The organism is Rhizobium vallis, assembly GCF_003985155.1.
Lineage (GTDB): Bacteria > Pseudomonadota > Alphaproteobacteria > Rhizobiales > Rhizobiaceae > Rhizobium > Rhizobium vallis.
In genome coordinates this window covers 316,602-338,978 of the sequence record NZ_ML133692.1, presented here as the reverse complement: position 1 = coordinate 338,978, position 22,377 = coordinate 316,602, and the positions used below count along the sequence as shown (strand labels likewise).

Genomic DNA, 22,377 nt, shown 5'->3' with positions numbered 1-22,377 from the left:
CGCCTCCTAGAACCGGACCCAGGGGCCGAAGCGCTCGAATGGCAGCCCGAGCCCATAGCTGAAGACGGCGACCGAAAAGATCGTCAGCAGCAGCGACAGCACGACCGCGAAGAACACGTTCATCTTGCGTGATGCGAAACAGGCGATGAAGGCGGTGACGAACAGCGCCGGCGCAAAGCCCAGCCCGCGTACCGTCAAACCGAAGAAGACGGGAGCCGGCAGGATGAAGAGCATGCCGCGCCAGGCGAAGGGGTCGACCGGCTCGCCCTCCACGCGCAGCGCCTGAATAAAGATGATCGCGCCGAGCAGCACGAGCGCGCAGGCAAGGATGAACGGGAAATAGCCGGGGCCCATGCGCAATGCCGTGCCGAGGTCGAGCCCGAGCGACTGAAAGGCGAAGAAGGCGCCGGTCGCGACGAAAAGCGCGCCGCAGATCGCATTGGTGCTATCGATACTGATGGATTTCATGGTGTCTCCTGGTGTTGGAGATGGTTGATGTCGTACCGTGGCGCCCCCTCATCCGCCCTGCCGGGCACCTTCTCCCTGCTGGGGAGAAGGGAACTAGCGGTACCGCCTTCCCGTCAGTTCGCGAGCGGCGACATTGCTGCAATTGGAGGCGTATCGCATGGCACATTCCCTCTCCTCAGCGGGGAGAGGGTAGGGTGAGGGGCTCCTGGCACCCCCTCACGATTAGTCGGCATATTCCCCGGCAGCTTCGATCACCGGCTTCCAACGGGCGATCTCGCTTTCCAGCTTGGCCTTCAGCGCAGCGGGCGTCGCATCAGCGTCGGAGGACGGCGCCGTGCCGAGCTCGGCGAAGCGGGCGGCGACGTTCTGGTCCTTCAGCGCCACCTGCAGCGACTTCGACAGGCGTTCGTTGATCGCAGCCGGTGTGCCCTTCGGCGTGTAGATGCCGTGCCAGATGCCGACTTCGAAGCCCGGCAGACCGGCTTCGACAGCCGTCGGAATGTCCTTCATGACATCGAGGCGCTTGGGCGAGGTCACGGCATAGGCCTTGATCGTACCGCCCTGGATCTGTTTCGTCGTATTGGTGGTCTGGTCGCACATGATATCGACCTGGCCGCCGAGCAGATCAGTCATGGCAGGGCCGGTACCCTTATAAGGAACGGTCGTCAGCGGCGTCTGGATGGCGCTCATGAACATCATGCCGCAGAGATGCGAGGCTGCGCCGATGCCGGCATTGGCGACCGTCACTTTGTCCTTGTTGGCCTTGACATAATCTATCAGCCCCTTGAGGTCGGCCGGCTCGAAATCCTTGCGGGCGACGATCGTCATCGGTACCTCGGTGACGAGGCCGACATAGTCGAAGGCGCCGAGCGTGTCATAGGCGAGCTTGCGGTAGAGCGTGGCGCTGGTCGCCATGCCGATATGGTGCAGCAGGATGGTGTAGCCGTCGGGATCGGCGCTCGCCACGCGGCCGGCGCCGAGCGTGCCGCCGGCGCCGCCGACATTTTCGACAACGATCTGCTGGCCGAGATCCTTGGACATCGATTCGGCGACGAGGCGCGCGACGGTATCGGTCGGACCACCCGCGGCAAAAGGCACGACCATGGTGATGGTGCGCTCGGGATAGGTCTGCGCCGAAGCGACGCCGGCGAGAAGCGAGACCGCGGCAGCCGCGGTCAGGCCGAGCATGGCCTTCAGAATTTTCATCGTTTCCTCCCTGATGAAACAAGCAAGCCCGCCGACACCTCCATGCCGGGGATGACTTATTTGCCGCCGGGAAAAATCGACCCGCAATCGTCACCGCCTCTTTCGAAAGACGATTCTGCGGGCGTGCGATGCAGCATGGGTCGATTTGGAAACAAACAGCGGATGCGATGGGTGGAAATCCACCCATCGCATCGAGACGACAGCCCTACTTTTTGGGTGGCAGCACCACCTCGCCGGTCTCGATCAGCGATTTGAGGTTGGAGAGAATGCGCGGCCAGCCGCCGGAAACGGCGTTGATGAGCTTGGAATTCTCGACTTCGATGGAATGGACGACCGTCAGCTTGGTGGCTGTCTCAGTCACCGGCTCGATCTCCATCACGCATCGAGAATAGCCCTCCGCCTTCAGCTCCGGCATGAACTCGTTGCGCCACTTCAGAACGAGCCGTTTCGGCGGATCGCATTCCAGGATTTCGCCGGTATCGGCAACCGATCCGTCCTCGAACAGAAGCTTCCAGGCAGCGCCTGCCCTCCATTCGGTTTCGAAATGGGCGCCGAGCCAGAACTTCTTCATGAATTCGGCTGTCGTCAACGCCGCCCAGAGCTGCTCCGGTGTCGTGCGGATAAAGGTGACATAGTTATATGTACTGCCAGCCATGTTGATGCTCCTTTTGGCCAAGTGTCAGTACTCCCGATGGCAGGGCCGTCAGTTGCGGCCCTTGGCTTCGAGGGTCTCCTTCAGGTCGGCCAGCGCATTCAGGTGCTGCCGCTCGAACTTGCTGATCCAGCGCTGCGCGATCGCGTTGATCGGCACCGGATTGATGAAATGCAGCTTCTCCCGGCCCTGGCGCTCAGATGAAACCAGATTGGCCTCCTCCAGGATCGCAACATGCTTCGCCACCGCCTGGCGCGTCATGGCGAGCCCCTGGCAGAGTTCGCCCAGTGTCTGGCCGTTCCTCGCATGCAGCCGGTCCAGCATCTGCCGACGGCTCGCATCCGCCAAAGCCCGGAAAACCGCATCATCATCCATGTCTATATACGGAACCATTTGGTTGCCTGTTGCACCCCTTATAGGCAACCAAACGGTTGCATGTCAAGTCACAAATGCCGTTGGGAAAGCATCCCCAAGAGACGCTAGCTCTCAGTGATGAGCATCCGCTTGTCGAGGCCGTATTTCTGCATTTTTTCGTAGAGGGTCTTCCGGGAAATACCGAGCGACTCGTAGACCGGCCTGAGGCTGCCGCCATGCGCAACCAGCGCGCTGGCAATAACGCCTCGCTCGAATTCAGCGACACGCTCGGCAAGCCCGGTCGCCTCCTCGGCCTGCCGCCCGCCATTGTCGAGGCCGAGGACTAGGCGGTCGGCGGCGTTTCTCAGCTCCCTGACATTACCGGGCCAGTCGCGCTGGGCAATGTCGGAGATCACCCCCGGCGGCACGGCCGCCTCGTCGCGGCCGTAGCGGGCGGCTGCTTCCCGGACCAGCTGGAGGAAAAGCAACGGAATATCCGCCCGCCGTTGCGACAGCGATGGCACGTGCAGCGTCGCGACGTTCAGCCTATAGAGAAGATCGGCGCGGAACCGACCCGCCGCCACTTCCGCCTCGAGATCCACCTTGCTCGTCGCGATGAAGCGCACGTCGAGCGCCACAACCTCGTTCGATCCGAGTCTTGTTATCACCCGCTCCTGCAGCACCCTAAGGAATTTCGCCTGCAGGTCGAAGGGCATGGAACCGATCTCGTCGAGCAGGATGGTGCCGCCGCGCCCGTGTTCGAATTTTCCGTAGCGCGGCCGGACCGCGCCGGGAAAGGCGCCGGCCTCATGGCCGAAGAGCTCGCTCTCGATCAGGTTCGCCGGGAGCGCCGCGCAATTGATCGCGATGAACGGCCGGCTCGCCCGCGCGCTGATATCATGCAGCGCCCGCGCCACCACCTCCTTGCCCGCCCCGGTCTCTCCGACGATGAGCGTATCGGCATCGCTGGCACCAATCGCGCGGATACGGTAGCGCAGATCCACCATCACCTGCGTGCGCCCCGGCAGCCGCGCCTCGATATCGTCGCGCTTGCCGGCGACTGCCTTCAGCAGCCGATTTTCGAGCACGAGGCCGCGCCGCTCCATCGCCCGGCGGATGACGCCGGCGAGCATCTCCGGGGTGAACGGCTTCTCGATGAAATCATAGGCGCCCTCGCGCATCGCCTTCACGGCAAGCTGCACGTCGCCATGACCGGTGACGAGGATGACCGGCACCTCCTGATCGATCTCGCGGATCTTCTGCATCAGCGTCATACCGTCCATCCCCGGCATGCGGATATCGCTGACGACCACGCCGGGAAAGCTGTAGCCGATCAGTTCCAGCACATGGTCACCGCTCGCAAAGGTCTCGATGCTGAAGCCCGAAAGCTCCAGCGCCTGCGCCGTTGAACGGCGCAGTTCCTCCTCGTCGTCAACAAGCAGGATCTTGGCATCGTTCATTCCGCCGCCTCCGGCATCAGCCCTGCAGCCGATTGCAGCTCGATGCGGAACACCGCGCCTCCCTCGGGGTGGTTGGCAGCAGTAAGGCTGCCGCCGAAATCCTTGACGATGTTGTAGGAAATCGAAAGCCCAAGACCCAGCCCCTTGCCGACGCCCTTGGTGGTGAAAAAGGGATCGAAGATGCGCTCGGCAATTGCCGCCGGCACACCCGGTCCGTGGTCGCGCACCGTCAGCACCACCTTGCCGGCCTCCTCGACAGCGCAAACCTCGATGCGCCTGTCATCCAGACCTTCCACCGCATCGGCGGCATTGGAGATCACATTCACCAGCACTTGCTGCAGACGCACCGAGCCGGCGCGCACGACCGGCGGCCGCATGCCGAGATCGAGCCGCAGCTCGGCGTCTGCCGCCTTCAGCCGCCAGGCGATGATCTCCAGCGTGTCGCGCATCGCCTCATCGAGGGCAACCGGTCCGAGCTTCTCGTTCGGCTTGCGGGCGAAGTTGCGCAGGTGCCGGCTGATCGAGGCCATGCGGTCGATCAGCCCGCCGATGCGCGTGATGTTGTCCCGCGCCTCCTCCATCCGGCCGCGATCGATCAGCACCGAGGCACTGTCCGTATAGGTCTTGGCGGCGGCGAGCGGCTGGTTGAACTCATGCGAAAGCGCAGCCGACATCTGCCCGAGCCCGGCAAGCTTGCCCGCCTGGATGAGATCGGCCTGGGTCTGGCGAAGCTGCTGCTCGGTCAGCCGCCGCTCGGCGATCTCCTCTCCGATGCGGCTGTTGACGCGGGCAAGATCGGCCGTGCGCTCCTCCACTCGCCGCTCCAGCTCGTTGCGCGCCTCGGCCTGCATCTGCATGCGCTCGGTAAGCCGCGCCCGCCGCTGGCGAAGGACGGCGACCGTAAGTGCGGCGATGCAGAGGATGAGAAAGACGGCCGCAAGCGCCGTACGCGCCTGGGTCCGGATGGAGCTCGTTTCCATCAGCACATTCACCGTCCAGTCCTCGGCCGGCATGTAGTGCGACAGCACCAGATATTCGCTCGCGCTCCGGTCGCTTGCGAGCGTCATCAGGTCGTGCTGCTCGAAGCGGTGTCGGGTCACGGGCAGTGACGTCAGTTTGGCATTGGCATAGCGCCGCGAAGCTTCCGTGCGGGCAATGCGATCGGCCGTCAGCGGCAGAATGGCGCCGTAGAGCCATTCCGGGTTGCCGGACATGAAGATGATGCCTTCCGGATCGGAGACGAAGATCTTGTATTCTCCGCCGCTCCAGGAGGATTCGATCATGTCGATATCGACTTTGAAGACGATGACGCCGCGAATATCCGCGCCCACCCGGATCGGAGCCGAGAAATAATAGCCGCGCTTCAGCGAGGTGGTGCCGAGCGCGTAAAAGCGGGCCTGCCGTCCTTCGATCGCCTCCTGGAAATAGGGCCGGTAGTTGAAGTTCTGCCCGACGAAACTGCCCGGTCCATCATAATTGCTCGCCGCGATCGTTTCTCCATCCGGCTTCACCACATAGATATCGGAGGATTTCAGAAGCCCGTTGATGGCCTTGAGATAAAGATTGGCCGTATCGCGCAGCGCCATGTCGTCGGGCGCGCTGACCAGTTCCTGAATATCGTCGTGATCGGCGATCAGCGCCGGCAGCGCCTCGTAGCGGTTGAGGTGGCCGCTGAGGGCCGAAACGGCAAGGCGCAGCGTCGTTCCCGCCTGCGCCGAAGCCTCTTCCATATAGGCGCGCGTCGCAACCGCGCTTCCAAAGGTGAAGAAGGCGAAGATGACGAGCGGCACCGCCAGCAGCGCCGCTATCCCACGATATCTCGAAGACAGATCCGGCTCCTCCCTTTCTGCCTCCACTCCCCAGCAAGGCATGCCCGACGAGCCCGAGTTTAGTCAGGCGAACGAGGATTTCCAAGGGCCCGCCGAAACTTGACACCCGGCGGGAGCGGATGTCCTATTGCTGCACCGCAAGGAGACACCGCTCATGAGCGACGACCAGACGCCCGCCGACAGCAAACTCACCAGCTCCAAGCGCCGCTGGGCGGCAGAGGGCAAATTCCTGACCGGCCGCACCAGTCGTCCCGAGGCCGAGCGCCTGCCGCCCGGCCAGCACCTCGTCAAGAACTGGCCGGTGCTCGATCTCGGCCAGCAGCCGGTGGTTTCGACCGACAGCTGGCGGCTTGAGGTACGCGGCCTCGTCGAAACGCCGCTGACGCTCGCCTGGGCCGATTTCCAAGCGATCGAGCAGAGCAGCAGGGTGAGCGATATCCACTGCGTCACCACCTGGTCGCGCTATGACAACAAATGGAAAGGCGTTTCGACCCGCGATTTGCTCGACCTCGCCATGCCGAAATCGGAGGCAGCTTTCGTCATGCTGACGAGCTATGACGGCTATACCACCAATCTGCCGCTCTCCGATTTCGCCGCCGAAGATGCAATCCTCGCGACCTCCTGGGAGGGCCTGCCGCTGACGCCGGATCACGGCGGCCCGATGCGCCTCGTCGTGCCGCATCTCTATTTCTGGAAAAGCGCCAAATGGCTGCGCCGCATCGAGCTGATGCCCGAGGATACGGCCGGTTTCTGGGAAAAGAACGGCTACCATATGTATGGCGATCCGTGGCGCGAGCAGCGCTATTCCGACGACTGAGCCCTCGGCCGCAGAAAGCGGCGAAGCGCGAAAGCCATAAGCCCGAGCAAGGAGGCAAGCCCCGTCAGCGACGCCAGGCTGGCCGGATGAAACGGCAACTTGCTCCAATGCGGCTTGACGATATCGGCCGTGTTGAAGGCTTCGCCGCTGAACCGGCAAGTGATGAGCGCAAGCCCGCGGCCTACCATCTCTGCATCGATGGCGGAGATGATTTCGCCCGCGGCAGGCGCCTCTCGCGGCATCTCTCGCATCGACATCAGCACGGCTTTGGTTGCCGCGAGATAGGCATGGGCGCATTCGTTGAACGGGCTTTCCTCATCCGTCACGCTGCCCGGCACCCTGCCCCACAAACAATAGGAATACTGGATTTCGGCGTAGTTCAGGACGCGCCGGAACGGCTCGTTCGTATCGACCGCGCTTGCAGCGAGATCCATGATGCGGCCGCGATAGTCGGCAATCACAGCCATCTCGCCATGGGAAATTTCCGGGATATCCAGGCCGGCATGGCTGCCACCCGCCGTCCGGCTATGCGCACAGGCATTGCCGGCGACGGCGAGAAGAAAGGTCGCGGCAGCAAACGTCGTCAGCGGAAATGGCCTGGTTCTCTCACTTTTCATGGTCGCTCGAAAAGTTGAGGGCGCCGGCAAGCGGCGCCCTTCGATGCATTCAGCGAAATGCCGTTACCGGCCGTCCGCGTTGCCCGCCCTTGGCGGCAAGCCGCCTTTCCGCCAGCGCCCCGAAGGCAAGACCGAGTGCTGCCCAAAGGATCGCATGCATGCCGAGCGAGGTCGTGCGGAAGCGCCAGAGCACCATCGCCGAGAAATTCTCGGGAACCTCGTTGATCGGCGGCAGCAGATAAAGCACGAGGCCGATGAAGACGAGATAGGCGATGCCGGCAATGATCGCGCCGTTCCAAGACCCGAAGCGCTCGGAAAGGCGGCGCGAAAGCACCACCGCCGCAATCAGCGCGGCCAGCGATACGACGATCATCAGGAAGAAAAGCTCTGTCCTGACGCCGATCGTGTCGGGATTGCCGACTGCCGGCGGGTTGGCCGGATACTTGACGGCAGGAACGAGCACGATCGCCACGAAAGCGGCAATCGCGATGACGGCCGAGGTGCCGCGCGCCGAAAGGCTACTGAAGCGGCCGTGCACGAAGGCGAAGGCGAGCGCGAAAAGCCCGCCGACGGCAACGCTGTAGGCCATGACGCCAGTGAAAAGGCCGAGGCCGGCCTGCGTGGCGCGGCTGACGATCTCAGGTTCGGCGGCTTCGCCGGCCGCCTGAGCGCTCGCCTCCTCAAAGGCGATCGCTGCGTCGACCAGCGGCTCGCCGAAGGTGTGGGCGAAGGCGAAAACGAGGATGCCAGCAATCAGGCCCGCGAGCATGCCGCGAAGCAAAAGGTTTCCAACCATGTCGGTATTCCCTTAGTGGCAGGGAAAGCCGAGAAGATGCCGGCCGTCATGCACGAATTCATGCACATACATGCCGTTGAAGAGCGCCATGGCGCCTTCCTCGGTGCCGACGAAATAAAGGGCGATGAGCATCAGCAGGCCGCCGAAGATCGCCCAGGGCAGGATCTCGCCTACGGGGATCGGTGCCGGCACTGCTGCGGGCGCGAAAGTGGTATCAGACATGTATTCCTCCGGAATGACGCGTTCAGTCGAAAGAGTGTTTGTGCGGCTGGGTCTGACTTCCAACGCGAAGAGCTTTCGACACGCTGGTCACAGTGGCGCGACCGCGCCGGATTTCCACCGGCTTCCAAACCCGCAACAGCACGGTTATATCTGCACGCCGGAGAGACTGTCAACGAAACTTCACGAGCCGGCAAAGGGCCGTCCCACTGCATAATTCCTTAACTCGGAATCGATTTAAGGATAAAATTATGCAGCAATTTAAAGTGCTACAGCGTCCTTTGCGCGCCTAAAAAGACGCGCGGCGCTGTAGCCGCGTTCCGGAGATCAGAACGATGGTGAACACGCGCCTGACCTGGATCTGCCACGGCGCGACGGCGGCAAGCCGCAAAGCCCTGTTCCCGCTCGACGAACCGCTGGAAAGCAAGGCCGCGGAGGACGCGGCCGGGATGGCCGCGCTGCCCCGCGCCGACCGAATTTTCACAAGTCCCGCCCTGCGCACCCGCCAGACCGCGAAAGCCCTCCGCCTCGACGCCGGGATCGACCCGGCGCTTCGCGATTGCGACCATGGCCGCTGGGCCGGCAGGCCGATCGTCACGATAGGGACGGAAGAGCCGGAGAATCTGGAAATCTGGATGAGCGACCCGCAAGCGGCCCCACATGGCGGCGAAAGTCTTTCCGACCTGCGCGCGCGGATCGCCGGCTGGATGGATGCTCAGTCCATCCCCGGCGGCCATGTGATTGCCCTCAGCCATGCTGCCGTCATCCGGGCGGCGGTCGTGCATGTGCTTCAGGCCCCACTCTCCTCCTTCTGGCTGATTGACGTCGGGCCGCTCGCAATCGTCCGCATGACCAGCGACGGGCGACGCTGGTCGCTGCGCTTCAGTATTAGTGACCTCTAACCCTATCCAGCCTTACGCAAGCAAATCGCGTCATCTCTATTGAACCCGGTTTCGCCGGGACTACTTCCTTGTCCCAAGGAGATGGAAGAAATGACATATGACTGGAGTGGGGAACGCACGCGGCGCCTGCGTCTGATGCGTGTCGCCACAATTGCGGTTCTGGTCGGTCTCATCGTCAGCGTACCGCTGCTGATCGTTACCGCCTGAAGCACGAAAAGGGCGAGCGGTGCCACGGCACGCTCGCCTTCGTTCTTTCCCTTACCTGCCGGTCTGCAACCACGACGAGGATCGCGCTCAGCGTTTTACCCGGTCCGGCGAAAGCGCCTTCGGTCTCGACACGGCACAGCCACAGGCTGCCGCTCCAAAAATTCGCCTTCTGGTTTCAACGAACATTTCAGACTTTCATGATTACTTCGGCGCGGGTGGAGTCGGAGAAGACCATATGCCGGTGTTTTTCCAAAGCAGGGCCGGAAGGCAATGCGTGTCGATCATGGCGTTCGGAGTAACCCTCTGGCTCCTCGGCACGCTGTTGCAGTTCGACGACGGCCTGGCCTCCTTCATGACCGCCTTCGGCGAATATGGCGCCGACAAGCTCGTCCTGGCGCTCGGCATCGCCGGCGCCATGAGCTTCGTCTATTCGGTGCTGCGCATCGCCGACCTGCGCAAGGAAATGGAACTGCGCGCGACCGCCCAGACAAAGGCCGACTGGACCGCCACCCACGATCACCTGACCAAGCTGCCGAACCGCTATGCCTTCGAGCGCAAGATCCTCTCGCGGCCGATCAAGAACGACGAGGCCGAGATCGAGGAGTGGGAAGGCAACGTCACTATCTTCTCGGTCGACCTCGACGGCTTCAAGAAGGTCAACGACCTCGTCGGCCACAAAGGCGGCGATGTGCTGTTGATCGAGGTTGCCAAGCGCATCTGCGCGCTTGGCAATGCCGATTGCGTCTATCGCTTCGGTGGCGACGAATTCATCATCGTCGCCTTCGCGCTGACGGAGCAGCGCGAGGAGCGTTTTGCCAGGTTGCTGATCCAAGCCGTCACCCGGCCCATCCATATCGACGGCTTTGCCGTCGAAGTCGGCGCCAGCGTCGGCTACGACCGCTGGGCCGAAGGGGCAGAGCCGCTGGAGGATGCCGCCCACCGCGCAGACCTTGCCATGTATGAGGCGAAATCGCGCGGACCCAACCACCATCTCGTCTTCGAAGCCTCGATGCAGGACAGGGTGACGGAACGCGCCGCGCTGGAAACCAGGCTTCGCGCGGCAATTTCAAAAAAGGCGATCAAACCCTTCTATCAGCCGCTGATCGATCTCAAGACCGGCCAGCTCTGCGGCTTCGAAGCATTGGCGCGCTGGATCGGCGACGACGGCGTCAACATCCCGCCGCCCCTCTTCATCGACATCGCCGAGGAAACCGGCATGATCACCGCGCTGTTCGAGGATCTTCTCGCCCAGGCCTGCAGCGACGCACTCAGCTGGCCGGAGCACGTGACCTTGTCTTTCAACGTCTCGCCGGTGCAGATGGAAGACCGGCTCCTGACCTCCCGCATCTTGAAGGTTCTTTCGGCAAGCCGGCTGTCGCCGCAGCGCCTGGAAGTCGAGATCACCGAAAATGCGCTGATCCAGGATCCAGCCGCAGCAGCCCTCGTCCTCGACGAACTGCACGCGGCCGGCATTCAGATCGCGCTCGACGATTTCGGCACGGGCTATTCGAGCCTCGCCCAGCTCGCCCGCTATCGTTTCGACAAGATCAAGATCGACAAGAGCTTCATCGCCACCTGTCGCGACGACGAGCGCCAGGAAAAGATCGTCCGCGCCATGTTGGGCCTCGGCAGAAGCCTCAATATCAAGACGACCGCGGAAGGCGTCGAGGAGCACGGCCAGCTCGCTTTCCTGCTGCAGCTCGGCTGTGACATCGGCCAGGGCTATCTTTTCGGCAAGGCGATGCCCGCCGCCGAGGCGGGCATCTTCATCAACGATCGCAATGCCAGTCTGGCCTCCACGGCCTGACGATACGCTCTACCTTTTCTGACACAATTCCGGACGGAAAACCGCTTCGCACTTTTCCTGGAATTTGCTCTAGAAAACCTGGCGCAGGATCACGAACAGCACGAAGGCAATCGCGATCGAGGCCGGCAGCGTCAGCACCCAGGCCATCAGCATGTTGCGCACGGTCAACCATTGCAGGCCGGAACCGTTCGCCGCCATGGTACCGGCGACGCCGGATGAGAGCACATGCGTGGTCGAGACCGGCAGGCCGAGATGATCGGCGGAGGCGATGGTGACCATCGCCACGACTTCGGCTGCCGCACCCTGCCCGTAGGTCAGATGCGTCTTGCCGATCTTTTCGCCGACGGTGACGACGATGCGCTTCCAGCCCACCATCGTGCCGAGGCCAAGCGCGATCGCGACCGCAACCTTCACCCAGAGCGGGATGAACTTCGTCGCGTTGTCGACCGCCTTGTGATAGCTCGTCACCGCGGTGAGGTCGCCGGCATCCATCGGCAGCAGCTTCTGCTTGTCGATTAGCTTCAGCGCCTCGCCGATCAGGTAGATGTCGTTGCGGACGTTGCCGACGAGATGGGTCGGCACCGCTTCAAGCGTCGGGAAGGCAGCGACTTCGGCGCTCGTCTGGTGGATATATTGCTGCAGGGCCGGCGTCGTCGCATCCGTCCAGGTCTTGTTCTTGACGGCGTTGCTGACTTCGGCCTTGTAGTCGGCGACAGCAACACCGGGCTTCACATATTTGGCGAGCGCCGTTTCCACCTGGACCGATGCCGACTTATAGGCTTCGAGATAGTTGACATCGGGCGTGCGGTTCAGCGCGAAGGCCGTCGGCACGAGGCCGATCAGGATGAGCATGATGAGGCCCATACCCTTCTGGCCGTCGTTGGAGCCGTGGGCGAAGCTGACGCCGGTGCAGGTGAAGATCAGGATCGCGCGGATCCAGAGCGGCGGCGGCTTGTTGCCCTTCGGCTCTTCATAAAGCGCCTTGTTGCGCACCAGAAACTTCATGACCACGAGAAGCACCGCGGAAAGACCGAAGCCGATCAGCGGCGAGATCAAAAGCGACAGACCGATATTGGTCGCCTGCGTCCAGTCGACGCCGCTCGTAGCGGTGCCTGCCGGCGCCAGGAACTGGTTGGCGAGGCCGACACCGATGATCGATCCCACAAGCGTATGCGAGCTCGATGACGGCAGGCCGAGATACCAGGTTCCGAGGTTCCAGACGATCGCGGCAATCAGCAGCGCAAAAACCATCGCAAGGCCGGAACCGGAGCCGACCTGCAGGATCAGTTCCACCGGCAGCAGCGCCAGAATGCCGAAAGCGACGGCACCGCTCGAGGTCAGCACGCCGAGGAAATTGAAGAAACCCGACCAGATGACGGCGAATTCCGCCGGCATGGAACGGGTGTAGATGACGGTGGCCACGGCATTGGCCGTATCATGGAAACCGTTGACGAATTCGAAGCCGAGCGCGATCAGCAGCGCGAGGCCAAGCAGAATCCAGGGAACGGCAACTGCGGTTGTCAGGTCACGGGTGAGTGCATAGGCGACATAACCGAGGCCGCAGACCAGAACGAGTGCGAATACCGGCAAGAACCATTTGCCGGATGAATTCGAACTGTGGAGCGGGTGGGAAGTGTCGCTATGAACCTGGCTGGGGGCAATATCGGCCATGACATAGTTCCTTATTCCGTTTTCAAATTTGCCTTTTGTTAATAATTCCGCAGCGTGAAGCTCTCATGACGCCCCGCCTGTCTCGCCCCGTAAGGCACTGACATCAGGCAATTTTAGCCGTCACACACTGTCCGGCGCATGGAAGAAAATACCCCATCGCACGTCCCACTGACCGGAATGACAGGCCGGGCAGCGACAAAAACACGCGACCGGCGAATAAATGCCTTTCCGTGCGAAGCCCCGGCGCTAAATTCGGCCATCGTGACGCGGAGTCTTCGAAACATGCCATCGACCGACCTCCTCCTGACCTTCAACGCCGGCTCCTCGACCGTCAAGATCGGTATCTTCGCCATGGATGGCGCTGCGGCCCGGCGCGTCGGCAAAGGTGTGATCGACTTTCGCGCCGAACCGCTCTCGCTCGGCCTGGCGAAGGGATCGCAGACATTCGCGATGCCATTGAAGGCCGAAGTGACGGACGACCTGCAGGGCGTCATCGACGAGACTTTCGCGCTTCTGGCCGATCATTTCGACATGACCGCCGCACGCGCCGCCGGCCATCGTGTCGTCCATGGCGGCGACCGCTTCACGAAGGCGATCGCCCTCGACGCCGCCGCAATCGATGCCATCGATGCGCTGACCTCGCTTGCGCCGCTGCACCAGCCGCAGGCGCTGCGTTTTATCCGCGCTCTCCGGCATCTGAAACCGCATCTTGCCCAGATGGCCTCCTTCGACACCGCCTTCCATGCCACGCAGGACGATCTTGTTCGCCGCTTCGCCATTCCCCGTGCGCTGCATGACGAGGGCGTCAAGCGTTACGGCTTCCACGGCCTTTCCTATAAGTTCATCGTCGGCGAACTCCGCCGCAAGGCGCCGCGCGCGGCAAAAGTGGTCGTCGCCCATCTAGGCAGCGGCGCCAGCCTCTGTGCGCTCAATGCCGGCGTCAGCCGCGATTGCAGCATGGGCTTTTCGACACTCGACGGCATTCCGATGGCGACGCGCCCAGGCTGGCTCGATCCCGGCGTCATCCTGCATCTGGCAGGTGAGAAGAAGCAGTCCTTCAGAGAGATCGAAGACCTGCTCTACCGCCGCTCCGGCCTGCTCGGCGTTTCCGGCATCAGCGCCGATACCCGTGACCTGTTGAGGGACGCACGGCCGGAGGCACGCCAGGCGATCGACCTTTTGACACTGCGCATCGCCGGCGAGATCGGCCGCATGGCGGCAACGCTTAATGGCCTCGACACGCTCGTCTTCACCGCTGGCATCGGCGAGCATCAGCCGGAGATCCGCGCCGGCGTGGCGAAACGGCTGTCTTGGCTCGGCCTTGCGATCGACAAAAAGGCCAATGCCGCCAATGATTTCACGATCAGCACTGGGGAAAGCCGCATCGCTGCCCATGTCATCGCCACCGATGAAGAACAGGTCATCGCCGACGAGGCGCTGTCCATTCTTCGCGCTGACTGATCCAGATCAACGGCGCCAGGATCGCCGTTATTGCGTCTTGCCGGCCGCACCGGGCGTTATCGTCTGCGTTTGCCCGCCACCGGCATCCGGTATCGTCCCGGCTGCGTTCGGAGGCAATGTCGGTCTCGAGGGCTCGGCCGCACTCGGGACACCCGGCGTCGTCGACGCGGTCTGAGTGGGATCGGTCGTCTGCCTCGGCCAGAGTGCCGCGCCTGCGGTTGCGAGAAGAACGACGACGATGCCGGTGCCGATCACATGCCAGGCCGAGAAGGCCTGCCGATCGCCGGCTGTGATATCTTCATCCTCGTCGTCCTCCGGCACGTATTCCAGCGGCAGGCCGGTCCTTTCATCCACGGGCAGATTGTTGTGGTCATCGAGATATCGACTCATGTGATGCCCTCCCATCTGTGCGGTGCGAACGCGGTATCCGGCGAAATGTTCCCATTGGCCGGGCAACGAATGGAACAGGCGTAAAATCCATAGCGTCATCGGTTTCCGCGCGCAGATTGTCCGCCCGGAACAGCCGACAAGCAAGATCTAAAGTTGGTGAAAACCATCGGCGCGCTGTTCCCGGAAGCTCGCATCGTCGGCTATGTATCTCGGACGAGCTTTCGAGGCCCAACCGAGGAAACGACATGAAGGGTTTTGCTGCCACACTCACCGCCGCCCGGCTGGAAAAGGCGCTCGCCTTCTACATAACGCCCGACGCCCGGCAGGATGGTTCAGCCGATACCGTTGAATCGACGAAAGAACGCGAGGCCTACGAGAACCGTACCAGCGAACGCCCCCATGATACCGAAGACCGCGCCGAAGCTGCGTGGTAGCTGATCGCCCTCCGGCGATTTATTGCAAGGCCGATGCTCCTTCAAGTCGGACCTTCTCCTTCATGCGCCAGACCCGCGGCGTTTCTCCGGTATATTTGAGGAAGAAGCGCGAAAAATAGGCGGGATCGGCAAAGCCGAGCCGAAATCCGATCTCCTGAACGCTGGCGAGCGTAAAAACGAGCTGACGTTTCGCCTCTTCGACAAGTTTGCCAGCAATCATTTCATGGGGAGTATTGCCCGTCATCGACCGGACGATGCGGGTGAGATGCGTCGGCGAAACCCCAAGCTCCCTGGCGTAGAAAGAAGCGGGCTTATGCGATCGAAAATGCTGCTGAATGAGCTCGCTCAGCATTTCCATCCGCCGCTCGTTCTCGTTTGACGGACGCTCATGCGCATTCTCCTCATGCGAAATCCTTGCCGTTAGCCGCAGCGCCAGGGCGACATAGGCCGCCAGCACCTCGTTGCGGCCGCTGCGGCGGTTTTCGAACTCATCGCCCAACCGCTTCAATGTCTGCATGGCATAGACAGACTCGGCATTCTCAGGATCGAGCGGCGTCAGATGCGGCGTCGCCAGCCATTCGCCGAGATGGCTTCGCTCGCCGGGCGGATGGCTGAGATGGGATCTCAAGACGGTGATGACCAGTCCATCAATATCGCGTGAAAAGCGAAAGCCGTGATTGAGACCAGGAGGAACGGTGATGATTGCCGGCGGATGGATGGCGTGGCTCCTCTCGCCGAAGATCGCATCGCCCGAACCGGCTTCGATGTACAATATCTGAAAGAAGCTCTCGTGACGGTGGAGCCGAATTTCCCATTGATGCAGGCTGCTGCGTGAGTGAATTGTTTCGCAGTGCAACCAAAAATCCGGCTCTCGGCCGGTATTTTCGCCATAGAGCTCATAGGTGGGTACATGTCTACTCATCGGGCTCCTCCCGAACTAATGTTCGATGAATGCAATTTTTAGGCTGGAATGTCCATTGTTGCGGCGGGGCCGACACGGCAGAATCTGGCAAAACGCAAAATTGCAGGGAGGAAGCATTTGCGAACCCAGGTCGCCATCATCGGTTCGGGCCCATCCGGCCTGCTGCTCGGCCAGCTTCTGACGGAAGCCGGCATCGACAATGTCATTCTCGACCGTGTGAACAAGGACTACATCCTTGGCCGGGTCCGCGCCGGGGTTCTTGAGGAAGGCACGGTCGGGCTGTTGGACGAGGCCAAGGCTGGAGCACGGCTGCATGCCGAGGGCCTGCCGCATGATGGCTTCTCGCTGGCCTTCGACGGACGCGACCATCGCATCGACCTCTACGAATTGACCGGCGGCAGACGCGTCACCGTCTACGGACAGACCGAGGTGACGCGCGATCTGATGGAGCGGCGCGAAATGAGTGGCGCCCCGTCGATCTACGATGCCGTCAATGTCACGCCGCATGATTTCGACAGTCGCTCTCCCTTCGTCACCTACGCAAAGGACGGTGTCGTCAAGCGCATCGATTGCGACTTCATCGCCGGCTGCGACGGTTTTCATGGCGTGAGCCGTAAGGCCGTCCCCGAGCGGGCGATCCGGAATTTCGAAAAGGTCTATCCCTTCGGCTGGCTGGGCGTCCTTGCCGATGTGGCGCCTGTCAGCCATGAACTGATCTACGCCAACCACCCAAGAGGTTTTGCGCTCTGTTCGATGCGTTCGGCCACGCGCAGCCGTTACTACATCCAGTGCCCACTCGACGAAAAGGTCGAGAAATGGAGCGACGACCGCTTCTGGGACGAGTTGAGACGGCGCCTGCCCGCACATCACGCCGAGGCACTAACGACCGCGCCATCCTTCGAGAAATCGATCGCTCCACTGCGCTCCTTCGTCGCCGAGCCGATGCGCTTCGGCCGGCTTTTCCTGGTCGGAGACGCCGCCCATATCGTGCCGCCGACCGGCGCCAAAGGGCTGAACCTCGCTGCCAGCGACGTCCACTATCTTTTCTCCGGGCTCCTTGAACATTACCGGGAACACTCGAACGGCGGCATCGACGCCTATTCCCATCGGGCGCTCGCCCGTGTGTGGAAAGCCGTGCGGTTCTCCTGGTGGATGACGACGATGATGCATCGATTTCCCGATACGGGCGATTTCGACCAGAGGATCCAGGAGGCGGAGCTCGATTATCTCACGCACTCCCGCGCCGCCTCCACAGCGCTCGCGGAGAACTATGTGGGCCTGCCGTTCTGATAGCGGGATAGTTCCATAACGCGCAATCATAATCGCGCGGTCTGACCCGCATGATCACGATCGCGCTGCTCGTCCTGTCGCTCGATCTCGTGACCGGTTACTGCGGCGTCGCTCGGCCATGCCGCGTCTTTCGGTTCCGGCGCCGATGCCGCCGGAATATTGTCGGCGCATTGCGGCATCAATGACCCGTTGCTGATGATGCTCGCCGGCATTGTGTTTGTTCCCTCTATGCGTCTATGTTGCCGCATCTTTGTCTCGGAGGACCGCGCCATGGAACATCGTCGTCTTGGAAAATCCGGCCTGCAGGTCAGCGAATTTTCGTTCGGATCGTGGGTTACGTTCGGCAGACAGGTCGATGGAAGCGATGCCGTCAGTCTGATGACCCGCGCCTATGACAGCGGCATCAATTTCTTCGACAATGCCGAAGGCTATGAAAGCGGAAAATCCGAGATCGTCATGGGCCAAGCCCTCAAGACCCTGGGCTGGAGCCGGGATAGCTTCATCGTTTCGAGCAAGGTGTTCTGGGGCGGCAGCAAGCCAACGCAGCGCGGGCTGTCACGCAAGCACGTGACCGACGCCGCACATGCAGCACTCAAGCGCCTGCAGGTGGACTATCTCGATCTCTATTTCTGTCACCGTCCCGATATCGATACGCCGATCGAAGAAACAGTTCGTGCCATGCATGACCTCGTCACCCAGGGCAAAGTCCTCTACTGGGGCACGTCGGAATGGTCGGCCCAGCAATTGACCGAAGCCTATGCGGTGGCCCGTGATCTCAGGATCACGCCTCCGACGATGGAGCAGCCGCAATACAATGTTTTCGAACGACAGAAGGTCGAAGCCGACTATCTGCCGCTTTACGAGCTGATGGGGCTCGGCACCACGATCTGGTCGCCGCTTGCATCAGGGGTCCTGACCGGCAAGTACAACAACGGCATGCCCAACGACAGCCGCATGAACCTGCCGGGTTATGAATGGCTGAAGGAGAAATGGACCAGCGACGCCGGCCGCGCGCAGCTTGCGCAGGTCGCGAAACTGGCCGATCTCGCCGGGCAGATCGGCATTTCGATCACCCACCTTGCCCTGCTCTGGTGCCTTTCCAACCGCAATGTCTCGACAGTGATCCTCGGGGCCTCGCGGATGAGCCAGCTGGAAGACAATCTGGCTGCGCTTGCACACAAGGACAAGCTGACCACCGATGTGCTGGACCGCATCGACGCCATCGTCGGAAACAAGCCGGCGGCTCCGCGACGGTTTTAACGAGGAAAGGATGGCAGTTAGAAGCCGTCCGTGAAGATTCCTTCGAAAGCAACTGGTCACACCGGAACGAATCGCCCCGACATCTGTTGAATCGCGAATCTGTGATTCGTGAGGTGCTGCAATGTCCGATTTGACCGACCCGTCACCCGTCCCGATCAAGATGATAACCGCTCAAATCCATGGCGCCGGCAGGTATCGAAGCGCCCGCACCGTCGCCGATCTGGCCGGAATGCTGATATCCGATGACTGGCCCAATAAAGCCGGGGATCCGATATTCCAGCGAGCGTTGGTTGTGTGCCTGACCGCTCTTACAGATCAGTCGGGCGGCGATCGAGCCCGCAAGGCTTTCATCGCCGCTGCGAGAACTGCCGGCATTGCCTTGCTTCCGGAAGATGCGCCGGACCTGATCGGCAGTCGCATGTCCAAGGCGCCACGCCACCGGACCGGCAACCGCCTGCCAGACCTTCACCATCCGCGATAACGACCGGCGTTTGCGGCGCGAGGCGAGCTCATGAAAATGTTGATGATGATCATCGTCGGAGCAATGATAGCCTCGATCCTCGGCATCCTGGTGATCAAGCCATTCGATCGAGGCAGCGGCAAGAGCGAAACACCGCCGACAGTCATCCAACAGTCGGAGCCGAAGTGACGACGTCTGAAATCAAGTGATCACCAATCCCGTCAGGCCATGACGGATGACTTCTGCCGTGCCGTTAGCGACCGGCGGCATGACGGTCAATGCTTTGTCACAACTTGTTGCTGCACGCATTCAATCTTGAATTGGGAACGATATTGCTGACGCTGGCAAAGAATGGTTGTATGCAGGCATGGGGGATAATCGTCGATTGGTCTGGGTCATCGTCGCCGTGACTGTATTGTTCGCGGCCATTGACGCCGCTTGGCTTCCTTTCTCGACGGTCAGCCTTGATCCGAGGAACCTTGGCGTCTACCTGACATCAGCGGCGGTCCTTCTTGCCGCCTACCTTTTTGGTAAAGTTATTCTGTACCGGCTCCGCGATGACACGTCACGCGGCGCTGACCGGCTGCGTTGGGCCGCAAAGAGTTTGATGACGCTCGTTCCGGTCCTAGCGATATTCACCGCGCTTGGTTGTGCGGGCGGCATATTCTCTTATTTGGCTTCCGCCACCGCCGCGCCCCTGATCGATGGTCACCTTGCGGCTATTGACGCAGCGCTCGGCTTTCATTGGCCGAGCTTCCTAGAAACAGCCAACGGGTCGCCGGTTCTGGCTACAGCTTTGGTGATCGCCTACCATAGCTTTGGGCCGCAGATCGTTGGGCTGACGCTCGTGTACAGCGCGGTCCATCGCGTGGATCGGCTGTTGGAGTTTTTGGCCCTGTTAGCCGTTTCGTCTGCCTTCACAGCCGCTCTGATGGCGCTGTTTCCAACCGCTGGCGCGTATGCGTATTTCCAACCCGCATCGGAGGCGTTTGAGGCGTTCACAGCCAAGGCGGGGATGTGGCACTATGCCGACCTGTTGAAGCTCAGGTCAGGTGAGCCATTCAACCTACTGGTATGGGAAGCCCAAGGGCTTGTGACATTCCCGTCCTATCACACGGTCGTCGCGATAATGATCGTCTATTCCTTGCGCCGTGTCCCGCATGTGGTCGGCCCCGCCGCGTTTCTGAACGCCGCCTTGATTGTCGGCACCATGCCGGAGGGCGGGCACTACCTGATAGATGTGATCGCGGGCGGGATGGTCGCTGTGGTGTCGATCCTTGCCATTCGGGCAATCACCGCTCCGGGACAGGAACGATATGAACCCGAACAGACCCCGACGCCACCATAGATAGTCGCCAAAGCAAAAGAAGGCCGGGTTAAACCCGACTTCTCGTCGTCGCATCCTGCCGGTGGGCGCAGGAATAGCAGGATTCTCCACGAGGGCAGGACGGAGCTTTGTTTTCGACCGCGCGGGCATGGCGCAGAGAATGCCATAGCGGGGCCGAATCGTCGCCGCTCTCGTGCATGATCTGCGCATAATACTGGACGGCGCGATGCGGCAGATCCAGCCCGAACATGGAGCCGTAGCTGTCCATGGCCGTGAGAACGGAATTCAGGTTACCAGCGTTCACCGCGCCGTTGGCGGCCGCGCGTAATTGCTGAGCGGAGATAGTGCTCATTGGACAGGCTCCAGATTGTGGATGTGGGAAAGGGCCGCCGCCGGGTGGCGGCGACGAGAAATTGCGAATATTATGCCCAGAACCGCGAGGCCTGCCGAGGAGGAAAGCGAATGCGTGTCTTGGTTCTGACGTTTGTTCGTCTCGGACCTGTTTTGGTCTATGCTGTCGGTGCGGTATATGCCGCCAGCATGCTATTGTTGGCCATGTATCCATCACATCCGTTTGCTTGGGCGCTGTACCTGACGATGCTGCCGGTGTTGCGCTTACCACTTATGTTACTTAGCGTGGCGGGGATGGGGGCGTGGGAACTTCTCACTGCGTTTGCGTCAATGGCGATTTTTGGCGTCTATCTTGCTTTTCATCCGAAACGGTTTCTTAGGGCACGCTTTGTTTATGCTCATGTTGCGCTGCTCGGGCTGGTGTTTGCCAATGCCGCTGCCAGCACAGCCGCAGCAGGTCGCAATGGGGCGTCACTCTCCGCCGGTTATATCGACTGGTCATTGCCGTTGCCTACAGCGCTGCTCGGAACCGAGTTGATCATCTTGGCCGCCCTCGCCTGCCTTTTCACTCACGCCGAGATCATCCGCCGCATCCGCATCCGGGCCAGCATTGATCGGCTGCTGGCGCATCGCGTGTCGTTGCATTGACAGAAGCCGGTGGCGGCGTGGTGTAAGTCATATCCACAATATTTGGTATTTACCAATTCAACCGGTTGCGATTGCCATTTTCCGCAACCGTGCGAAGATGCGTTAAAACAACGCGGGGGGTACCAATGAGTAATAGACACTTGATTATTGCAGACATCATCGGCCGGATAGGCATCTGCTCCTATTCAATACTAGTGGTATGGACCAATATCGCGCTGGCGATGACGACCCGCGACTATCCGTCCCGGGGCGTCGTTTTCTTAATAGCTGAGATCGCTGCGATCTTATTTATCGGCATGATGTGTGTCGTGACCCTAACGAGAATGCCCCCAGTGCGGTCCGCCCGCGGCGTTGAACCATACCTGACGGCGATGGCAGGCACCTTCCTCTTCCTACTAATCGCCTTCCTGCCCCCACCAATGGTGTTGCCAGATACTGTGCGCCTTGCCGCAATGGTTTTAATGATCCTTGGCTTCCTTTCATCGGCATATATGCTTGCGATCCTCGGCCGCAGTTTCAGCATAGCACCGGGTGCAAGAGCTCTGGTCACAACGGGGCCATATTCCATCGTCCGGCACCCGCTCTATCTGACCGAGGAGATATTCGTTGTCGGAATGATTCTATTCAACTTTTCTTCGTGGACGGTATTTCTCGGAATCATGCATTGGTGCCTGCAACTTCGCCGGATGAGCAACGAAGAGACGGTGCTCCGGGCGGCATTTCCAGACTACCGGTCATATGCCGAGCGCGTCCCCATGGTGCTTCCGTTTTTGCCCATGCGCAGCAAACGCGCCACGACCACTGGATAACGGATATATCAGGGTCTACA

General features: G+C 61.2%; 25 protein-coding genes, 1 pseudogene and 1 riboswitch. Of the genes and pseudogenes, 13 read left to right on the top strand and 13 right to left on the bottom strand.

The window, feature by feature from the left end:
• Positions 1-6: 6 nt before the first annotated feature.
• From EFQ99_RS21270 to EFQ99_RS21245, 6 genes are all read right to left on the bottom strand, one after another.
• Positions 7-468, bottom strand: a complete 462-nt coding sequence (locus EFQ99_RS21270) for a tripartite tricarboxylate transporter TctB family protein (RefSeq protein ID WP_126923184.1) — start codon at positions 466-468, stop codon at positions 7-9.
• Positions 469-690: 222 nt separating this feature from the next.
• Positions 691-1,674 carry a tripartite tricarboxylate transporter substrate-binding protein gene (locus EFQ99_RS21265; RefSeq protein ID WP_126923183.1) on the bottom strand — a complete coding sequence of 328 codons (984 nt, stop codon included), beginning with the start codon at positions 1,672-1,674 and terminating at the stop codon, positions 691-693.
• Between the two features lie 205 nt (positions 1,675-1,879).
• Positions 1,880-2,329 carry an SRPBCC family protein gene (locus EFQ99_RS21260; RefSeq protein WP_126923182.1) on the bottom strand — a complete coding sequence of 150 codons (450 nt, stop codon included), beginning with the start codon at positions 2,327-2,329 and terminating at the stop codon, positions 1,880-1,882.
• A gap of 48 nt (positions 2,330-2,377) precedes the next feature.
• Entirely contained in the window at positions 2,378-2,701 is a 324-nt protein-coding gene (locus EFQ99_RS21255) for an ArsR/SmtB family transcription factor (RefSeq protein ID WP_126923221.1), read from the bottom strand.
• Positions 2,702-2,805: 104 nt separating this feature from the next.
• Positions 2,806-4,140 carry a sigma-54-dependent transcriptional regulator gene (locus tag EFQ99_RS21250; protein WP_126923181.1) on the bottom strand — a complete coding sequence of 445 codons (1,335 nt, stop codon included), beginning with the start codon at positions 4,138-4,140 and terminating at the stop codon, positions 2,806-2,808.
• The gene (locus tag EFQ99_RS21245) at positions 4,137-6,011 is read right to left on the bottom strand and encodes a sensor histidine kinase (RefSeq protein ID WP_281024254.1); all 1,875 of its coding nucleotides are present in this window, start codon (positions 6,009-6,011) and stop codon (positions 4,137-4,139) included. Before EFQ99_RS21245 ends, EFQ99_RS21250 begins: the two co-directional genes overlap by 4 nt.
• Before the next feature lie 112 nt (positions 6,012-6,123).
• On the opposite strand from EFQ99_RS21245, the gene EFQ99_RS21240 reads away from it, so the two are divergent.
• The gene (locus EFQ99_RS21240) at positions 6,124-6,786 is read left to right on the top strand and encodes a sulfite oxidase-like oxidoreductase (protein WP_126923180.1); all 663 of its coding nucleotides are present in this window, start codon (positions 6,124-6,126) and stop codon (positions 6,784-6,786) included.
• On the opposite strand, the gene EFQ99_RS21235 is transcribed toward EFQ99_RS21240, so the two are convergent.
• The 3 genes from EFQ99_RS21235 to EFQ99_RS21225 form a co-directional block, all read right to left on the bottom strand.
• Complete coding sequence (locus EFQ99_RS21235; RefSeq protein WP_126923179.1) at positions 6,771-7,403, bottom strand: hypothetical protein; 633 nt, start codon at positions 7,401-7,403, stop codon at positions 6,771-6,773. The genes EFQ99_RS21240 and EFQ99_RS21235 overlap by 16 nt on opposite strands.
• Positions 7,404-7,452: 49 nt before the next feature.
• Complete coding sequence (locus EFQ99_RS21230; protein WP_126923178.1) at positions 7,453-8,199, bottom strand: CbtA family protein; 747 nt, start codon at positions 8,197-8,199, stop codon at positions 7,453-7,455.
• A gap of 12 nt (positions 8,200-8,211) precedes the next feature.
• Complete coding sequence (locus tag EFQ99_RS21225) at positions 8,212-8,421, bottom strand: CbtB domain-containing protein (protein WP_126923177.1); 210 nt, start codon at positions 8,419-8,421, stop codon at positions 8,212-8,214.
• Positions 8,420-8,576, bottom strand: a riboswitch (adenosylcobalamin (AdoCbl) riboswitch). It overlaps the preceding gene by 2 nt.
• A 180-nt stretch (positions 8,577-8,756) precedes the next feature.
• Here EFQ99_RS21225 and EFQ99_RS21220 point away from each other — a divergent pair.
• Both EFQ99_RS21220 and EFQ99_RS21215 read left to right on the top strand, forming a co-directional pair.
• The gene (locus EFQ99_RS21220; RefSeq protein ID WP_126923219.1) at positions 8,757-9,320 is read left to right on the top strand and encodes a histidine phosphatase family protein; all 564 of its coding nucleotides are present in this window, start codon (positions 8,757-8,759) and stop codon (positions 9,318-9,320) included.
• 442 nt (positions 9,321-9,762) lie between these two features.
• Positions 9,763-11,334: a putative bifunctional diguanylate cyclase/phosphodiesterase gene (locus tag EFQ99_RS21215; protein WP_126923176.1), complete on the top strand. Its 1,572-nt coding sequence runs from the start codon at positions 9,763-9,765 to the stop codon at positions 11,332-11,334.
• A 69-nt stretch (positions 11,335-11,403) separates the two neighbouring features.
• Here the strand turns inward: EFQ99_RS21215 and EFQ99_RS21210 are convergent, their stop codons facing one another.
• Positions 11,404-13,005: an inorganic phosphate transporter gene (locus EFQ99_RS21210; RefSeq protein ID WP_126923175.1), complete on the bottom strand. Its 1,602-nt coding sequence runs from the start codon at positions 13,003-13,005 to the stop codon at positions 11,404-11,406.
• A gap of 282 nt (positions 13,006-13,287) precedes the next feature.
• Here EFQ99_RS21210 and EFQ99_RS21205 point away from each other — a divergent pair, with 282 nt between their 5' ends.
• On the top strand, positions 13,288-14,466 hold the full coding sequence (locus tag EFQ99_RS21205) for an acetate/propionate family kinase (RefSeq protein ID WP_126923174.1): 1,179 nt from the start codon (positions 13,288-13,290) through the stop codon (positions 14,464-14,466).
• A gap of 27 nt (positions 14,467-14,493) precedes the next feature.
• Here the strand turns inward: EFQ99_RS21205 and EFQ99_RS21200 are convergent, their stop codons facing one another.
• A complete protein-coding gene (locus EFQ99_RS21200) occupies positions 14,494-14,856 on the bottom strand; it encodes a hypothetical protein (protein WP_126923173.1) in 363 nt (120 codons plus the stop codon).
• 245 nt (positions 14,857-15,101) lie between these two features.
• Here EFQ99_RS21200 and EFQ99_RS21195 point away from each other — a divergent pair, with 245 nt between their 5' ends.
• Complete coding sequence (locus EFQ99_RS21195; RefSeq protein WP_126923172.1) at positions 15,102-15,290, top strand: hypothetical protein; 189 nt, start codon at positions 15,102-15,104, stop codon at positions 15,288-15,290.
• Positions 15,291-15,309: 19 nt separating this feature from the next.
• Here EFQ99_RS21195 and EFQ99_RS21190 read toward each other — a convergent pair whose 3' ends face one another.
• The gene (locus tag EFQ99_RS21190; protein ID WP_126923171.1) at positions 15,310-16,212 is read right to left on the bottom strand and encodes a helix-turn-helix domain-containing protein; all 903 of its coding nucleotides are present in this window, start codon (positions 16,210-16,212) and stop codon (positions 15,310-15,312) included.
• Positions 16,213-16,329: 117 nt separating this feature from the next.
• On the opposite strand from EFQ99_RS21190, the gene pobA reads away from it, so the two are divergent.
• The 6 genes and pseudogenes from pobA to EFQ99_RS21165 all read left to right on the top strand — a co-directional run bounded on the left by pobA (position 16,330) and on the right by EFQ99_RS21165 (position 20,570).
• Positions 16,330-17,502, top strand: a complete 1,173-nt coding sequence (gene pobA / locus EFQ99_RS21185) for a 4-hydroxybenzoate 3-monooxygenase (RefSeq protein ID WP_126923170.1) — start codon at positions 16,330-16,332, stop codon at positions 17,500-17,502.
• A 41-nt stretch (positions 17,503-17,543) separates the two neighbouring features.
• A pseudogene (locus EFQ99_RS21180) lies at positions 17,544-17,715 on the top strand (branched-chain amino acid ABC transporter permease); the annotation flags it as partial.
• A gap of 57 nt (positions 17,716-17,772) precedes the next feature.
• Positions 17,773-18,762 carry a potassium channel beta subunit family protein gene (locus EFQ99_RS21175; protein WP_126923218.1) on the top strand — a complete coding sequence of 330 codons (990 nt, stop codon included), beginning with the start codon at positions 17,773-17,775 and terminating at the stop codon, positions 18,760-18,762.
• A 121-nt stretch (positions 18,763-18,883) separates the two neighbouring features.
• Entirely contained in the window at positions 18,884-19,243 is a 360-nt protein-coding gene (locus EFQ99_RS36305; RefSeq protein ID WP_126923169.1) for a DUF982 domain-containing protein, read from the top strand.
• A 30-nt stretch (positions 19,244-19,273) separates the two neighbouring features.
• Positions 19,274-19,411, top strand: coding sequence for a hypothetical protein (locus EFQ99_RS35115; RefSeq protein WP_164736414.1), 138 nt, complete (start codon positions 19,274-19,276; stop codon positions 19,409-19,411).
• Between the two features lie 196 nt (positions 19,412-19,607).
• A complete protein-coding gene (locus tag EFQ99_RS21165; protein WP_164736417.1) occupies positions 19,608-20,570 on the top strand; it encodes a phosphatase PAP2 family protein in 963 nt (320 codons plus the stop codon).
• A 28-nt stretch (positions 20,571-20,598) separates the two neighbouring features.
• On the opposite strand, the gene EFQ99_RS35370 is transcribed toward EFQ99_RS21165, so the two are convergent.
• Positions 20,599-20,901: a hypothetical protein gene (locus EFQ99_RS35370; RefSeq protein WP_208722798.1), complete on the bottom strand. Its 303-nt coding sequence runs from the start codon at positions 20,899-20,901 to the stop codon at positions 20,599-20,601.
• A gap of 110 nt (positions 20,902-21,011) precedes the next feature.
• On the opposite strand from EFQ99_RS35370, the gene EFQ99_RS21155 reads away from it, so the two are divergent.
• On the top strand, positions 21,012-21,548 hold the full coding sequence (locus tag EFQ99_RS21155) for a hypothetical protein (protein ID WP_126923167.1): 537 nt from the start codon (positions 21,012-21,014) through the stop codon (positions 21,546-21,548).
• 125 nt (positions 21,549-21,673) lie between these two features.
• Positions 21,674-22,357 carry a methyltransferase family protein gene (locus tag EFQ99_RS21150; protein WP_208722797.1) on the top strand — a complete coding sequence of 228 codons (684 nt, stop codon included), beginning with the start codon at positions 21,674-21,676 and terminating at the stop codon, positions 22,355-22,357.
• Positions 22,358-22,377 lie beyond the last annotated feature (20 nt).

Excerpts from the sequence above, each read along its gene's own strand:
- EFQ99_RS21200 (WP_126923173.1), bottom strand. The coding sequence starts at position 14,856 with ATGAGTCGATATCTCGATGACCACAACAATCTGCCCGTGGATGAAAGG.
- EFQ99_RS21205 (WP_126923174.1), top strand. The coding sequence starts at position 13,288 with ATGCCATCGACCGACCTCCTCCTGACCTTCAACGCCGGCTCCTCGACC.
- EFQ99_RS21260 (WP_126923182.1), bottom strand. The coding sequence starts at position 2,329 with ATGGCTGGCAGTACATATAACTATGTCACCTTTATCCGCACGACACCG.
- EFQ99_RS21155 (WP_126923167.1), top strand. The coding sequence starts at position 21,012 with ATGCGTGTCTTGGTTCTGACGTTTGTTCGTCTCGGACCTGTTTTGGTC.
- EFQ99_RS21255 (WP_126923221.1), bottom strand. The coding sequence starts at position 2,701 with ATGGATGATGATGCGGTTTTCCGGGCTTTGGCGGATGCGAGCCGTCGG.
- EFQ99_RS21190 (WP_126923171.1), bottom strand. The coding sequence starts at position 16,212 with ATGAGTAGACATGTACCCACCTATGAGCTCTATGGCGAAAATACCGGC.
- EFQ99_RS21210 (WP_126923175.1), bottom strand. The coding sequence starts at position 13,005 with ATGGCCGATATTGCCCCCAGCCAGGTTCATAGCGACACTTCCCACCCG.
- EFQ99_RS21215 (WP_126923176.1), top strand. The coding sequence starts at position 9,763 with ATGCCGGTGTTTTTCCAAAGCAGGGCCGGAAGGCAATGCGTGTCGATC.
- EFQ99_RS21235 (WP_126923179.1), bottom strand. The coding sequence starts at position 7,403 with ATGAAAAGTGAGAGAACCAGGCCATTTCCGCTGACGACGTTTGCTGCC.
- EFQ99_RS21195 (WP_126923172.1), top strand. The coding sequence starts at position 15,102 with ATGAAGGGTTTTGCTGCCACACTCACCGCCGCCCGGCTGGAAAAGGCG.
- EFQ99_RS21150 (WP_208722797.1), top strand. The coding sequence starts at position 21,674 with ATGAGTAATAGACACTTGATTATTGCAGACATCATCGGCCGGATAGGC.
- EFQ99_RS21225 (WP_126923177.1), bottom strand. The coding sequence starts at position 8,421 with ATGTCTGATACCACTTTCGCGCCCGCAGCAGTGCCGGCACCGATCCCC.
- EFQ99_RS21230 (WP_126923178.1), bottom strand. The coding sequence starts at position 8,199 with ATGGTTGGAAACCTTTTGCTTCGCGGCATGCTCGCGGGCCTGATTGCT.
- EFQ99_RS21265 (WP_126923183.1), bottom strand. The coding sequence starts at position 1,674 with ATGAAAATTCTGAAGGCCATGCTCGGCCTGACCGCGGCTGCCGCGGTC.
- EFQ99_RS21175 (WP_126923218.1), top strand. The coding sequence starts at position 17,773 with ATGGAACATCGTCGTCTTGGAAAATCCGGCCTGCAGGTCAGCGAATTT.
- EFQ99_RS35115 (WP_164736414.1), top strand. The coding sequence starts at position 19,274 with ATGAAAATGTTGATGATGATCATCGTCGGAGCAATGATAGCCTCGATC.
- EFQ99_RS21270 (WP_126923184.1), bottom strand. The coding sequence starts at position 468 with ATGAAATCCATCAGTATCGATAGCACCAATGCGATCTGCGGCGCGCTT.
- EFQ99_RS21240 (WP_126923180.1), top strand. The coding sequence starts at position 6,124 with ATGAGCGACGACCAGACGCCCGCCGACAGCAAACTCACCAGCTCCAAG.
- EFQ99_RS21245 (WP_281024254.1), bottom strand. The coding sequence starts at position 6,011 with ATGCCTTGCTGGGGAGTGGAGGCAGAAAGGGAGGAGCCGGATCTGTCT.
- EFQ99_RS35370 (WP_208722798.1), bottom strand. The coding sequence starts at position 20,901 with ATGAGCACTATCTCCGCTCAGCAATTACGCGCGGCCGCCAACGGCGCG.
- EFQ99_RS36305 (WP_126923169.1), top strand. The coding sequence starts at position 18,884 with ATGTCCGATTTGACCGACCCGTCACCCGTCCCGATCAAGATGATAACC.
- EFQ99_RS21250 (WP_126923181.1), bottom strand. The coding sequence starts at position 4,140 with ATGAACGATGCCAAGATCCTGCTTGTTGACGACGAGGAGGAACTGCGC.